The following is a 13,632-nucleotide window of genomic DNA, read 5'->3' as shown; positions in this document are numbered from 1 at the left end:
TCTAGCCGCCCAAACCCGCGGTTTTATTGACTCTTGAGTCAGTCCCCTACACCGCAAGCCCCCTCCCACATTGGATCTGTTTCAGGCTTAGGTATTTTGCGCCGCACCACCTTCCAGTTTGCGCCACAACAAGCGCACATTCGCCTTGCGCACCAGCGCGCAGCGATACAGGCGAATCTCCAACGGCACATGCCATTGCGGCCCGCCACACACCACCAGTTCGCCTCGGGCCAGTTCGGCACGTACGCTTAACTGCGGCACCCAGGCGATACCCAAGCCTTCAAGGGCCATGCTCTTGAGGCTGTCGGCCATGGCGGTTTCATAAATGGTCGTGAAGCGCAGTGCACGCTGGCGCAGCAGCAGATTCACCGAGCGGCCCAGGAATGCGCCAGCACTGTAGGCAAGCAGCGGCACACTGCCCTCGCCCTCCAGGTCGAACAGCGGCTTGCCGTCGGCATCGGCGGCGCAGACCGGGAGCATCTCGGTGTTGCCCAGGTGCAGGGACGGGAAGATCTCGGCGTCCATCTGCATCGCAGCGTCGGGATCGTAGAACGCCAGCATCAGGTCGCAGCCACCTTCGCGAAGGGCGTGTACCGCATCGCCGACGTTGGTGGCGACCAGTCGCGTGGCGATGTTCAGGCCTTCGTTGCGCAGCTGTGCGATCCAACGTGGGAAGAACCCCAGTGCCAGCGAGTGCGCGGCCGCCACCTGCATGACCTCGCCCTGCCCGCCTTCCAGGTGATGCAAATGGCGCAGCACTTCACCGAGTTGTTCGACCACCGTGCGCGCGGTCACCAGGAACAGTTGCCCCGCCGCCGTCAATTCCACCGGCGTGCGCGAACGGTTGACCAGGGTCAGGCCCAACGCGGCCTCAAGGCTGCGAATACGACGGCTGAATGCCGGCTGGGTGACAAAGCGCCGTTCCGCGGCCTGGGAAAAACTGCGGGTGGCCGCCAGGGCGCTGAAGTCTTCCAGCCATTTGCTCTCAAGGTTCATCACTTCCTCCCAAGGGTATGCACCATTTTGGCACACACGCCCGCCATCATAGCTGGGTCACATCCACATTATGCCGTTTGTGCATAGGCCAGTGCTTAACAGCATTGGCCCAAAAAGTTCTACAAGCCTAGCATTCGCAGCGTTCCGGCCAGTTCCGGGTCCATATCGAGATGATTTCCGTCATGTCCTCCGCTGCATCATTCCGCACAGAAAAAGACCTGCTTGGCGTACTTGAAGTACCGGCTCAAGCGTATTACGGCATCCAGACCCTGCGAGCGGTGAATAACTTCCGCCTCTCGGGCGTTCCGATTTCGCATTACCCGAAATTGGTGGTCGGCCTGGCAATGGTCAAGCAAGCCGCAGCTGACGCCAACCGTGAGTTGGGCCAGCTCAGCGATGCCAAGCACGCTGCCATCAGCGAAGCTTGTGCCCGTCTGATCCGCGGCGATTTCCACGAAGAATTCGTGGTGGACATGATTCAAGGCGGCGCCGGCACTTCAACCAACATGAATGCCAACGAAGTCATCGCCAACATCGCGTTGGAGGCCATGGGCCACAACAAGGGCGAGTACCAGTACCTGCATCCCAACAACGACGTGAACATGGCGCAGTCGACCAACGACGCCTACCCCACTGCGATCCGCCTGGGTCTGCTGTTGGGCCACGACGCACTCCTGGCCAGCCTCGACAGCCTGATCCAGGCGTTCGCCGCCAAAGGCGCCGAGTTCAGCCACGTGCTGAAAATGGGTCGCACCCAATTGCAAGACGCTGTGCCGATGACCCTCGGCCAGGAATTCCGCGCCTTCGCCACCACCCTGGGTGAAGACTTGGCCCGCCTGAAAACCCTGGCGCCGGAGCTGCTGACCGAAGTCAACCTAGGCGGCACCGCCATCGGTACTGGCATCAACGCTGACCCGCGTTACCAGGCCCTGGCCGTACAACGCCTGGCGACCATCAGCGGCCAGCCGCTGGTGCCGGCAGCCGACCTGATCGAAGCCACCTCCGACATGGGCGCCTTCGTGCTGTTCTCCGGCATGCTCAAGCGTACCGCGGTGAAGCTGTCGAAGATCTGCAACGACCTGCGCCTGCTGTCCAGCGGCCCACGTACCGGCATCAACGAGATCAACCTGCCGGCGCGCCAGCCAGGCAGCTCGATCATGCCCGGCAAGGTCAACCCGGTGATCCCGGAGGCGGTCAACCAAGTGGCGTTCCAAGTCATCGGCAACGACCTGGCCCTGACCATGGCAGCCGAAGGCGGCCAATTGCAGCTGAACGTGATGGAGCCGCTGATCGCCTTCAAGATCTTCGACTCGATCCGCCTGCTGCAACGCGCCATGGACATGCTGCGCGAGCATTGCATCGTCGGCATCACCGCCAACGAAGCACGCTGCCGCGAACTGGTGGAGCACTCCATCGGCCTGGTCACCGCGCTGAACCCCTACATCGGCTATGAAAACGCCACCCGCATCGCGCGTATCGCTCTTGAAAGCGGCCGCGGCGTGCTGGAACTGGTGCGTGAGGAAGGCTTGCTCGACGACGCCATGCTCGACGACATCCTGCGCCCTGAAAACATGATCGCTCCACGCCTGGTCCCGTTGAAGGCCTAAGCGTTTGTTGCACCGCTCACCAGGTTGAGGGACTAGACACCTCTCACCTTTTGAGGGCCTGAAGGCTCGTTCTTCAGGCCCTTTTTTTTGCTTGTAGGAGCGAGCTTGCTCGCGAAAAACGTAAGGAGACCGCAATCATCCAGACAGCCAACTTCATCGTTAACGACCTTCGCGAGCAAGCTCGCTCCTACAAACCTTTAATCAGCCCGTGCAGACGGATCAGTCTCGCCTAGGTATAGTGCCGCCCCTCTCGCGTCTGCGGCCATCGGTAACGAGGCCCGGGTAGCACGCGACACCGCATGAATAACAACACCCGCAAAAGGATTGGGGTCGAACGGTCGTGCACTGGCTGGTGCCATACGACGTGTCGGACCGTCCTGCGTTTGCCATCAGAAAAATCAGCGAGGAACACTCCATGCTCGAAGTCATCAACGACTTCCTCTCAGGGAAAGTACTGATCGTGCTCATAGTCGGGCTCGGCGGTTATTTCACGATCCGCTCGCGTTTCGTTCAACTGCGTCACTTTTTCCATATGTTCTCGGTGTTTAAAGACAGCCTGAAGAGCAGCGCCGGCCAACTCAGCTCGTTCCAGGCGCTGATGCTCAGCCTGGCGGGCCGCGTAGGTGCCGGTAACATCGCCGGCGTCGGTATTGCCGTGACCCTGGGTGGCCCGGGCGCCGTGTTCTGGATGTGGGTCACTGCACTGGTGGGCATGTCTTCGAGCTTTATCGAGTGCTCCCTTGGCCAGCTGTACAAGCGCACCGACGCCGAAGGCACCTACCGTGGCGGCCCGGCGTATTACATCCAGCATGGCCTGCACAAACGCTGGCTGGGCATGGTCATGGCGTTCCTGCTGCTGGTGACCTTCGGTTTTGCCTTCAACGGCCTGCAAGCGCACGCTGTGACCCATTCGCTGAACAATGCCTTCGGCCTCGACACCACTTACACTGGCCTCGCGCTGGCGGTGTTGCTGGGCCTGGTGTTCATTGGCGGGATCAAGCGTATTGCTTCGATTGCCGACCTGCTGGTGCCGGTCAAGACCCTGGTCTACATTGCCGTGACCCTGTACGTGATCGTGCTGCAATTCGACCACGTGCCCGCCATGCTCGCGACCATCGTCAAGAGCGCGTTCGGCCTCGACCAAGCCTTCGGAGGCCTGGTCGGCAGCGCGATCATCATGGGTGTGAAGCGCGGCGTGTTCGCCAACGAAGCAGGTTTAGGCAGTGCGCCTAACGTAGCGGCAGTCGCTTCGGTTGAACACCCGATTGCCCAAGGTGTGGTGCAAGCGTTCAGCGTGTTCCTCGACACGTTCATCATCTGCACCTGCACCGCGTTGCTGATCCTGCTCTCCGGTTTCTACACCCCGGGCTTTGAAGGCGACGGCATTGCCCTGACCCAGAACTCCCTGGCGGCGGTGGTCGGTGACTGGGGCCGGATGTTTATCTCGGTGGCCCTGGCGTTGTTCGTGTTCACCTCGATCATGTACAACTACTATCTGGGCGAGAGCAACCTGCGCTTCCTGGTCGGCAACAACCGCAAGGTGTTGATGGGTTATCGCGCACTGGTGCTGGTGCTGATTTTCTGGGGTTCGATCGAGAACCTGAGCACCGTGTTCGCCTTCGCTGACATCACCATGACCATGCTGGCCTTCGTCAACCTGTTCGCCCTGGCGTTCCTGTTCAAGATCGCCATGCGCATCCTGAACGACTACGACAACCAGCGTGCGGCAGGCATCAAGACCCCGGTGTTCGACTCCAGCCAGTTCCCTGACCTGGACCTGGACCGCAAGGCCTGGCCGGCCAACCCGGTGAAACCTGAGCCAGCCGCTCAAGCATCCGCTGAACTGAATGCTCAAACGCAACGCTGAGTGTAGGTAGATGACACGCCGCCCGGCCTTGGGCATGCTCTGGGCCCGGCGGCGTTTTTCGTTCAGGAGATTCTTCAATGCAACCAGCTAATAACGTCATGGTGCTCTACACCGGTGGCACCATCGGCATGCAGGCCAGCGCCAACGGCCTGGCCCCAGCATCGGGTTTTGAAGCGCGCATGCGCGACCAGCTTGCCAATCAATCGATACCCGCCTGGCGCTTTCGCGAAATGTCACCGCTGATCGACAGCGCCAACATGACGCCGGCCTACTGGCAGCACTTGCGCATAGCCGTAGTGGAGGCGGTGGACGAGGGCTGCGATGCCGTACTGATCCTGCATGGCACCGACACCCTGGCCTACAGTGCGGCAGCCATGAGTTTCCAACTACTGGGCCTGCCCGCACCGGTGCTGTTTACCGGTTCAATGTTGCCCGCCGGCGTGCCGGACAGCGATGCCTGGGAAAACGTCAGCGGTGCCTTGGCCGCGCTGGGCGAAGGCTTGGCATCCGGGGTGCAGCTGTATTTCCACGGCCAACTGCTACCGCCGACCCGTTGCGCCAAGGTGCGCAGCTTCGGCCGCCATCCGTTTGCAGCCTTGCAGCGCCTGGACAACCAGCCCCGCGCCGAATCGCTGCCGGCCGCGCTGGATTATCGCCAGCCCAAGACCATCGCGGATATCGGCGTAGTACCGTTGGTGCCGGGCATGCGTGCCGCGCTGGTGGACAGCCTGGTCGACAGCGGCGTACAGGCGCTGATCCTGGAGTGCTATGGCAGCGGCACCGGGCCCAGCGACAACCCCGAGTTCCTCGCCAGCCTCAAGCGCGCACAGGTCCGGGATGTAGTGGTGGTCGCCATTACCCAATGCCATGAAGGTGGCGTGGAACTGGATGTCTACGAAGCCGGTAGCCGCTTGCGCGATGCCGGTGTGCTGTCGGGTGCGGGCATGACCCGTGAAGCGGCATTCGGCAAGCTCCACGCCCTACTCGGAGCGGGCCTGGCCTGCGACGAGATCCGCCGCCTGGTAGAACTGGACCTGGGCACCGAGGCCCACCCTAGATAACTACCCCCTGCCCTGTCTTGCGCTTTTCTAGCATGGAAACCCCGGGCCTGAACCTCGGGTTGTTCCCATCCATCGGCAAGACAGGGATGTACCATGACCACTTCAAGCGCCACCGCGCAGGCTGCCAAACCCGAAGACCTACCTCTTAAATTGATTACCCAGCTGTGCGTCGGCCCCTCGATCACCGAGGTGGCCGGCCAACTGCTGCGCGAATCCCTGGCAGAAAAATACCCCGACCTGCACATCAATCCGGACACCACCCTGCTGGGCACGCCGGTGTGGGAGCTGGTCGACGACAAGATTATCTCCAGCCCCCCGCAGTATCGAACCCTCAGCACCTTGCTGGCCAGGCAGGCCGTGTTGAAGGAGCCCACCTTGTGCATCGAAGGCGAGCATTTTCTTACTCCGCTGCCACTCACCGAACCGGTCGTGCATTTGCCGGTGCGCATCGTCGAAATCGCTAACGTCATCAACGTCCTGGCACCTGTGGTATTCGAGGCGTTCAAGGAACAGCTGGTGGATTACTGGAACACCAGCGGCGGCAATGGCCCGCATTGGCACGAACTGTCCAACACGTTGCGCAATACCTGGAATGTGCAGCAGGTGGACGGCTGGACCGACGACGACTGTGCGCTGGCGCGCCGCTTGTACCACGCGCCCGACCCGGCGAACCGCAGCTCCGGCAGCAAGCTCCAGGCCTGCCTGGTCGACATCGACCTGGTGAGCGACGGCAAGGCCAGCCACACCCCGCAAGTATTTATTGCCGTACTGCTGGGGCAATCCGAGGGCCAAGACGTAATCCTCTGCCAGTCCTTCGACGGCTACAGAAAATTCACCACCCAGGACCAATTGGGCGAGTACTTGACGACGCTGGTGTATCAGCCAATTAACTACGAGCGTTTGCAGTGGCGGCTGTATGAACCCGTCGGCAACTTTTTCGAGCAGTTGGCCTTCTCCCTGATCACCCTGCAAATCGACGCCTTCACCACCGTCTCCATCGACACATCGGCCACATCGAGAACAGCCCCCCTGAGTGTACTGACGGGAACCACCGGGCAGGTCACCGCAAAGGGCCCGGACCTTGACTGGTATCGACACGTGTTGCCGGACTGGCTCGCCCAGGCCTCTGCCTCAGACCGGGCGTTTTATTCGCGGCACCTCAAGGACCTGGCTGCGCTGCACAGCCAGAACGAGGGCAAGACGTACCAAGACGATATCCCCCCTCTCACGCAATACGCCCGCGACACGCTCAGGGCGTTGATCATCAAGGAGCATCCTGAAGCCGCGCACCTGGCCCTGGACACCCTGACTATCCAGGTGCAGAGCCAGGTGGTTTGGGGCGCGTTCACGGTACCGGGGCAGGTCGAGACCAGCACCTTCAGCCTGGCCGAACTGGCCCTGCAAAACCTGATCGCGCTGCCGTTGGGTAACCAGAGCCTGCGCATGCAGACGCGCAAGGCCTTGCCCCAGTGGCTGACTATCGGCTACGTGAAATCCCTCATCACCACGGCCGATATCGGCCGTGCCTACCCGGCGCTGATACGCAGCAAATTGATCGACGACACCACCGAGTCGACGCGGCGAAAAGCCTTGTACACCCAGCACCTGCGCATCCAGCTGCCGCTACTGGCCTTGCAGTACAAGATACGCCAGGAGGGCGGGATCGATGAGCGCGGCTATCGCTACGTGGCAGCAGTGATGCAGGCTGAAAGTGCCGACCGCTATGTCGATGGGCAAGCGATTGTCATCCGGCACCTGGCCTTCGTGCCCAAGCGCAGGCAGAGCAATGGCCAGGATGTGGTAAGCAACATGTACGTCATCGGCCCGCAACATGCCGAAGCCGGTCCCTGCCTGTTATACCGCCCGCTATTCGAACCGGTACTGCTGCAATTCCCGTCACCGGCGAACCTGTTGTATGCCATCGCACAATCGCCGACGCTGCGTGACTCGGTGGTCGCCTGGCTGCCGGACACGGTGCGCACTGACTACACCAACTACGTCTTTCCTGGTGACTTGCCGTCACCCTGGGCGGTGGCCGATTTCCTGGTGGAACCGGACAAACTCTGGACCTACAGCGGCCCCATGAGCCTGGGCCAGCAGGCCCTCAACGGTGACCTGTTTACCACCCTGTTCGATGCCAATGCTAAGGCGCTGGTGACGCTGGCGGACCGCCAATCGGTGTCCAACGCTGAAAACCGCTGGGCCACGTTCAAGCAGGCCGGTTGGCTGATCTTCAATGCCGCATTGCCCTTCATGGGCCGTATTGCGAATACCGGCGCCTGGATCTGGCAGATCCTCGACCAGGTGCAAACTTTCGTCGAGGCCCACAAACAGGGCGAGCAACAGGCGCAATGGTCAGCGCTCACCGATGTGCTGCTCAACCTGGGCATGGCCATGACCCTGCATGTGTCTACCCACGCCCGTCCTGGCACCAGCGCTGCCAAGGTCGAGCCAGAGATTCCCGGCGTCAGCGCTGAAACTGCAATCAGCGTTGAACAGCTACCCACCCGCACCCAGGAACAGCCGCCTGCCGATCATGACCTGCCGCTCAACACCCAGGGCGCACTCACTCGCCCCACCGCCAGCAGCCTGGCGACGGTACTGGATAGTTTCAAAGTCGAGAAACCCAAGGGCCTGGCGAACGCCATCAGCGAAGAAGGGGCGTACCAACATCTTTATCTGCTTGAACAACATTACTACGCACCGGTGGGCGAACGCTGGTTCGAGGTCAAGCTATTCGGTGACGAAACCGTGGTCATTGTCGACTCGAAAGCACCTGACCGTACGGGACCGCCGCTGATTCACAACGCCCAGGGCAAGTGGTTTATCGACCCCCGGCTACGCCTGGCGGGCGGCGGTCGCAAAAGCAAGCAGAAAAAGGCAGCAGACGAAGCAAGGGCAAAGTCCGAAAAGCTGAGCGCGAGCCTGAACGCCTTTGAAAAAACCAAGAAAGCGGCGCAGCGCGACCTGCAACAGGCATTCCAGGCCATGCGCGACGCCCCTGGCAGTTCGACCCAGGCCAAACGCCAGGCCTACCTGAACAAACTCGACAGCCACAGCCTGGAATACGAAGAGGTACGCCAACAACTGATGACCTTGAACGTCTTCACCCAGGTGCCTGATTTCCAGCAAAAAGCCCTCGGATATGTGAAGGCGCAACTGGATCTCAACGAGGCTGGCATCCGAGAACTGCAAACCCGGTTCACGCCGCAACTCAAGACGGTACTGGACCAAATCGAAACCCCTTCGACGTCGACCCAGGCAAGCCGCATCACCGACGCGCAGTTGATGACAGACCTGTGCGACGACATGGTCAAGCGCCTGGACTACACCCACACGCGCTTCACCGAACTGCGCGAACTTGCCCGCGCAGGCACGCAGCTGATTCAAACCGCCAAGGCCAAACTGCCGCTCTACACCAGCGACCATCTACGGGCCCTGCAGGTGACGCTGGCGCGAAACCTGTGCCTGGAACCGCAATCGATCAGCACTGCACCTGACGCCTGGAGCCTGATCGGCAAGATTGTCGACAAGGCCGATATCGCCGTAGAGACCCTCCAAGATGCCCTGAAAGAGCGCAGCAAAGCGCGCCTGGACGAACGCATTGAAACCTTGGCCAGCCTGGTGGAGCAGTTCCAGCTGATTGACGAACAACTGCAGGACTTCTGCGAGGATTTCCCCGAAAAGACCCTCAACAAGCCCGTTGAAAACCTGCGAAACATGCTGAGCACTTTTGCCAATCGGGCCAAGGCCGCACTGGCGCCCTTGCACCTTGAGCAGACGGACGCCAGAATCCGACCTACGCCGCCGCCCACACCGCCAAGGCCGGCGAAAAAATTCATCCATACCCGCTTCAACGGCATGCTGATTGGCGAGCCCCGCCTGACCCCTGTGGGGCTCGAGACCGACCTTGTCGACATCAAGTCTCCGTTGACCCATAAACTCATCGCGACCTTCCATGAGAAAGCCCCGGGTGTCTGGGTCGAGCACCTTTCGCCCAGTACAACCCAGCCGGCACCTGCCGCCCCCACGGTCGAAGCCAGCGTCGCCCATGGCCAGTCGCTGATCGACCAACTGCCAACATTCCAGTCCCGCGCCACGGCGCAAATCGGCAAGCCGTCCCGCACCCCGATCGGCATCGAACGTATGTTTCATCAACATGCGCAGCTGCTGGAGCAGGCCGCAGAGGCTATCGAAGAAGCGCTGACCCAGGTCAATGCCACCGAAAGCGAGCAGCCCGCCGCCGCCGCATTGCGCAAGAAACTCAATGATGCTGTGCAAGCCCTTTACGGGCATGCCAACGAGCAGGTGCAGACGCTGATCAAGCAACAGCCACCCACGCTCACACGGGTTGAATGGCTTATCAGCCGCCATCTGATCAGCGTCAAGAAGCCCGTTAAACGACGCCGACTCAAAAGCGCTACCAAGGATTATCTGGACGAATACACCCTGACCGATGAGTCCACGCAAACCGTGCTTTGGTATGCCCACTTCCATTACTCGACCTCCGATGCCCCGCTCGACCGGTTTCTGCGCGCTCGCTTGAAGACCCCGCAAGAGCAAGCGCAAGGCCAGGCGGCCGATGACGTTCAAGGGCTCAACGCACAGCAACAGGTCGATTTCTATCGCAGCACCATCAACCTGGCCCAGGCCAAGCGCGTTTTCTTCCCACCCGAGCGCAATTGACCGACCACGGCACATAACTTGCTCCAGCCTGTCAAACCCAGGCTGGAACCCACCATGCTGCATTCACACCTGACTACCCTCAATGCGGTCTCGCGGGTGCTGGACACCTTCAAGGCCGAAGGCGTTAGCTATGACACGCTGCTGGCCGGCAGCGGTATTCGCGAAGCCGACCTGGCACGCGCCGACACTCATATCACCACCCAGCAAGAAATGCGCGTGTGTGCCAATGCCGTTGCCTTGCGCCAGGACGTCGGCCTGGAATTGGGGCAGCGCATGCACGTGTCGTCCTACGGCATGCTCGGTTACGCCTTGCTCACCAGTGCCACCTTCGGTGACGCCTTGCAAACGGCCCTACGCTACCCGGCGCTATTGGGAACACTTTTTGAGCTGAGCCTGGAGCCGGACGGCCAACGCATCTGGTTGACCGCTGGCGGTTACCGCGAGGATCCGGCCCTGACCCAATTCAACGTGGAGTTCTGCCTGGTTTCGCTGAAGGTCATCTGCGCCGACCTACTCGGCCAGCCCCTGCCGTTGCTCGGTGCCCGCTTTGCCTACCCCAGCCCCGCCTACCAGGCACGCTATGCCGAGCATTTCGCCTGCTCATTGGAGTTTTCAGCCCAGGCCAACGCCTTTGCGTTCGACCGGCGCTGGCTCGAACAACCCTTACCGCTGGCCGATGTCATTACCCATCGCGCCATCGCCGAACGTTGCCGTAAACAGAACACCGAGTTCACCGGGCGCCAGGCCTGGCTGGGCCGGGTTCGCCATCTGCTCGGCGCACAGTTGGACGCAGCGCCTGGAGTTGATGGGTTGGCGGCGCAGTTGAACTGTTCTTCGCGCACCTTGCGCCGGCATCTGCATGAGCTGGGTTGCAGCTATCAGGAGCTGTTGGACGAACTGCGCTTCGAGCGCGCCAAACAGCTGTTGGGCGCCGATGAGCTGCCGATCTACCGAATTGCCGAGCAACTGGGTTTCAGTGAGACCGCGAGTTTCCGGCATGCCTTCGTGCGCTGGAGCGGCGTGGCGCCTAGTCAGTTCAGGCCATGATCAGAGGGGCGAATAACGGACACGAACATTGGCCCTGTCGATCCCCTTTTGGCCGCTCCTGCCGTTTTCCGACGCCCCGCGCGCCGCAACACTACAACGCACCCCACCCAGCCTGCGGAGCCCAACACTATGCTGACGATCTACTCGGACGACCACCATCTGCACCATGGCCGCTGTGAATTGATGGACGGGCAACTGATGCCTTGCTTCGAAATGCCATCGCGGGCCGACCACGTACTGCAGCGGGTCAAGGACCGCGAACTGGGCCCGGTGCAGGCGCCGCAGGACTTCGGCCTGGCGCCGCTGCAACGCATTCACAGCCCCGAGTACCTGGATTTCTTCAAGAACGCCTGGCAGCGCTGGACCGAATTCGGCCAGGACGGCGACCTGCTGCCCTACACCTGGCCCGCGCGCACCTTGCGCCGGGTGCTGCCCACCAGCCTGCACGGCCAGCTGGGTTACTACAGTTTCGACGGCGGCGCGCCGATTACCGCCGGTACCTGGCAAGCCGCGTACAGCGCCGCCCAGGTCGCGTTGACGGCGCAAGAGGCGATCCAGCAAGGCGCGCGTTCGGCCTTTGCCCTGTGTCGGCCACCAGGTCATCACGCTGCCAGCGACTTGATGGGTGGCTATTGCTACCTCAACAATGCGGCGATTGCCGCTCAGGCGTTCCTCGACCAGGGCCATACGAAGGTCGCGATCCTCGATGTGGATTACCACCACGGCAACGGCACCCAATCGATTTTCTACACCCGCAGCGACGTGCTGTTCACCTCGATCCATGGGCACCCGGAGGCGGAGTTTCCCTTCTTCCTCGGCTATGCCGACGAGTTGGGGGAAGGCGCCGGGGCCGGCTTCAACTTCAACTATCCGCTGCCGGCCGGTTCAGGCTGGGAGCGCTGGAGCCAGGCGCTGGAGCAAGCCTGCCAGGAGATCGAACGCTACGGCGCCGATGTGATCGTGGTGTCCCTGGGCGTGGACACGTTCAAGCACGATCCCATTTCACAATTCAAGCTCGACAGCCCGGACTACCTGGCCATGGGCGCACGCATCGCGCGCCTGGGCAAACCCACGCTGTTCGTCATGGAAGGCGGTTACGCCGTAGAAGAAATCGGCATCAATGCCGTCAATGTGCTCGAAGGTTTTGAGGAGTGTGTGCAATGAACCTGTTCAAGGTATTCGCCCTTTGTATGGCCGTACTCGGCGGCGCGGCCCACGCCGAAGAAAAAACCCTGAAGGTCTACAACTGGTTCGACTACATCACCCCTAAGGCACTTGAAGACTTCAAGGCGCAGAACCCACAGATCAAGCTGGTGTACGACATCTTCGACACCAACGAGGCGCTGGAAGCCAAGCTGCTCACCGGCAACTCCGGATATGACGTGGTAGTGCCCTCCAATGTGTTCCTGGCCAAGCAGATCGAAGCCGGCGTGTTCCAGCCCCTGGACCGCAACCAACTGCCCAACTGGAAGCACCTGGACCCCAAGCTGATGAAGCTGATCGAGGCCAACGACCCTGGGAACAAGTTTGCCGTGCCCTACATGTACGGCACCATCCTTATCGGCTTCAACCCGGCCAAGGTCAAGGCAGCGCTGGGTGACGGCGCGCCAGTGGACAGCTGGGACCTGATCTTCAACGAAGCCAACCTCAGCAAGCTCAAGCAGTGCGGCGTGGCCTTGCTGGACTCGCCCTCGGAGATCCTGCCCCTGGCCCTGCAGCACCTGGGCCTGGATCCCAACAGCAACAACCCCAAGGACTACGCCAAGGCCGAAGCGCTGATGATGAAAATTCGCCCCTACATCACCTATTTCCACTCATCCAAATACATGGCCGATATCGCCAATGGTGACATCTGCGTGGCCGTCGGTTATTCCGGCAGTTTTTCCCAGGCCGCCAACCGCGCCAAAGAGGCGAAAAACGGCGTGACCGTGGCCATGCGCCTGCCCAAGGAAGGCGCACCGATCTGGTTCGACATGCTCGCCGTTCCCAAGGGCGCCCAGAACCCAAAGGACGCCTACACCTTCATCAACTACCTGCTGCAGCCGGACGTCATTGCGCCGATCAGTGATTTTGTCGGCTACCCCAACCCCAACAAGGACGCCACCGAACAGGTGGACCCGGCGATCCGCAACAATCCCAACCTCTACCCCACCGAAGCGGCCATGGCCACGCTCTACACCCTCAAGCCCCTGGGCCGTGAGGCCGAACGCGCCAGGACGCGGGCCTGGACCAAGATCAAGTCCGGCACCTGACCTTCGAGGGGGCGAGCCTGCTCGTCCCCTATTTATCTACCGTTTCCGCCGCTCCTGGAATCATTACCTTGCGCCTTTCAAGGTCCGTCGCAGCCGCCCGGGCCAACGCTTGCCAA

At 61.3% G+C, this 13,632-nt stretch carries 8 protein-coding genes; 7 read left to right on the top strand and 1 reads right to left on the bottom strand.

Annotated features, from left to right (window positions below; translation table 11 throughout):
* Positions 1 to 87: 87 nt before the first annotated feature.
* Complete coding sequence (locus tag QZR30_RS04580) at positions 88 to 996, bottom strand: LysR substrate-binding domain-containing protein (protein WP_017135793.1); 909 nt, start codon at positions 994 to 996, stop codon at positions 88 to 90.
* A gap of 182 nt (positions 997 to 1,178) precedes the next feature.
* Between QZR30_RS04580 and aspA the strand changes: the two genes are divergently transcribed.
* The 7 genes from aspA to QZR30_RS04545 all read left to right on the top strand — a co-directional run bounded on the left by aspA (position 1,179) and on the right by QZR30_RS04545 (position 13,516).
* A complete protein-coding gene (aspA, locus tag QZR30_RS04575; protein ID WP_046070140.1) occupies positions 1,179 to 2,603 on the top strand; it encodes an aspartate ammonia-lyase in 1,425 nt (474 codons plus the stop codon).
* Positions 2,604 to 3,018: 415 nt separating this feature from the next.
* Positions 3,019 to 4,470, top strand: coding sequence for an alanine/glycine:cation symporter family protein (locus QZR30_RS04570; protein WP_311902986.1), 1,452 nt, complete (start codon positions 3,019 to 3,021; stop codon positions 4,468 to 4,470).
* A 77-nt stretch (positions 4,471 to 4,547) separates the two neighbouring features.
* On the top strand, positions 4,548 to 5,531 hold the full coding sequence (locus tag QZR30_RS04565; protein ID WP_311902984.1) for an asparaginase: 984 nt from the start codon (positions 4,548 to 4,550) through the stop codon (positions 5,529 to 5,531).
* A gap of 93 nt (positions 5,532 to 5,624) precedes the next feature.
* Positions 5,625 to 10,217: a hypothetical protein gene (locus QZR30_RS04560; protein WP_311902983.1), complete on the top strand. Its 4,593-nt coding sequence runs from the start codon at positions 5,625 to 5,627 to the stop codon at positions 10,215 to 10,217.
* Positions 10,218 to 10,271: 54 nt separating this feature from the next.
* The gene (locus QZR30_RS04555) at positions 10,272 to 11,264 is read left to right on the top strand and encodes an AraC family transcriptional regulator (RefSeq protein ID WP_046070146.1); all 993 of its coding nucleotides are present in this window, start codon (positions 10,272 to 10,274) and stop codon (positions 11,262 to 11,264) included.
* 129 nt (positions 11,265 to 11,393) lie between these two features.
* Positions 11,394 to 12,428: a histone deacetylase family protein gene (locus QZR30_RS04550; protein WP_046070147.1), complete on the top strand. Its 1,035-nt coding sequence runs from the start codon at positions 11,394 to 11,396 to the stop codon at positions 12,426 to 12,428.
* Positions 12,425 to 13,516 (top strand): polyamine ABC transporter substrate-binding protein, encoded by a 1,092-nt coding sequence (locus QZR30_RS04545; protein ID WP_056847493.1) that lies wholly within the window; start codon positions 12,425 to 12,427, stop codon positions 13,514 to 13,516. Before QZR30_RS04550 ends, QZR30_RS04545 begins: the two co-directional genes overlap by 4 nt.
* The last annotated feature ends 116 nt before the right edge of the window (positions 13,517 to 13,632 follow it).

The organism is Pseudomonas sp. rhizo25 (assembly GCF_031931935.1).
In the GTDB taxonomy this organism is placed as follows: Bacteria; Pseudomonadota; Gammaproteobacteria; order Pseudomonadales; family Pseudomonadaceae; genus Aquipseudomonas; species Aquipseudomonas synxantha.
Note: the sequence above shows the minus strand (reverse complement) of the source record. Positions and strands in the feature narration are given on the sequence as shown.

Excerpts from the sequence above, each read along its gene's own strand:
- QZR30_RS04555 (WP_046070146.1), top strand. The coding sequence starts at position 10,272 with ATGCTGCATTCACACCTGACTACCCTCAATGCGGTCTCGCGGGTGCTG.
- QZR30_RS04565 (WP_311902984.1), top strand. The coding sequence starts at position 4,548 with ATGCAACCAGCTAATAACGTCATGGTGCTCTACACCGGTGGCACCATC.
- QZR30_RS04560 (WP_311902983.1), top strand. The coding sequence starts at position 5,625 with ATGACCACTTCAAGCGCCACCGCGCAGGCTGCCAAACCCGAAGACCTA.
- QZR30_RS04580 (WP_017135793.1), bottom strand. The coding sequence starts at position 996 with ATGAACCTTGAGAGCAAATGGCTGGAAGACTTCAGCGCCCTGGCGGCC.
- QZR30_RS04570 (WP_311902986.1), top strand. The coding sequence starts at position 3,019 with ATGCTCGAAGTCATCAACGACTTCCTCTCAGGGAAAGTACTGATCGTG.
- QZR30_RS04550 (WP_046070147.1), top strand. The coding sequence starts at position 11,394 with ATGCTGACGATCTACTCGGACGACCACCATCTGCACCATGGCCGCTGT.
- aspA (WP_046070140.1), top strand. The coding sequence starts at position 1,179 with ATGTCCTCCGCTGCATCATTCCGCACAGAAAAAGACCTGCTTGGCGTA.
- QZR30_RS04545 (WP_056847493.1), top strand. The coding sequence starts at position 12,425 with ATGAACCTGTTCAAGGTATTCGCCCTTTGTATGGCCGTACTCGGCGGC.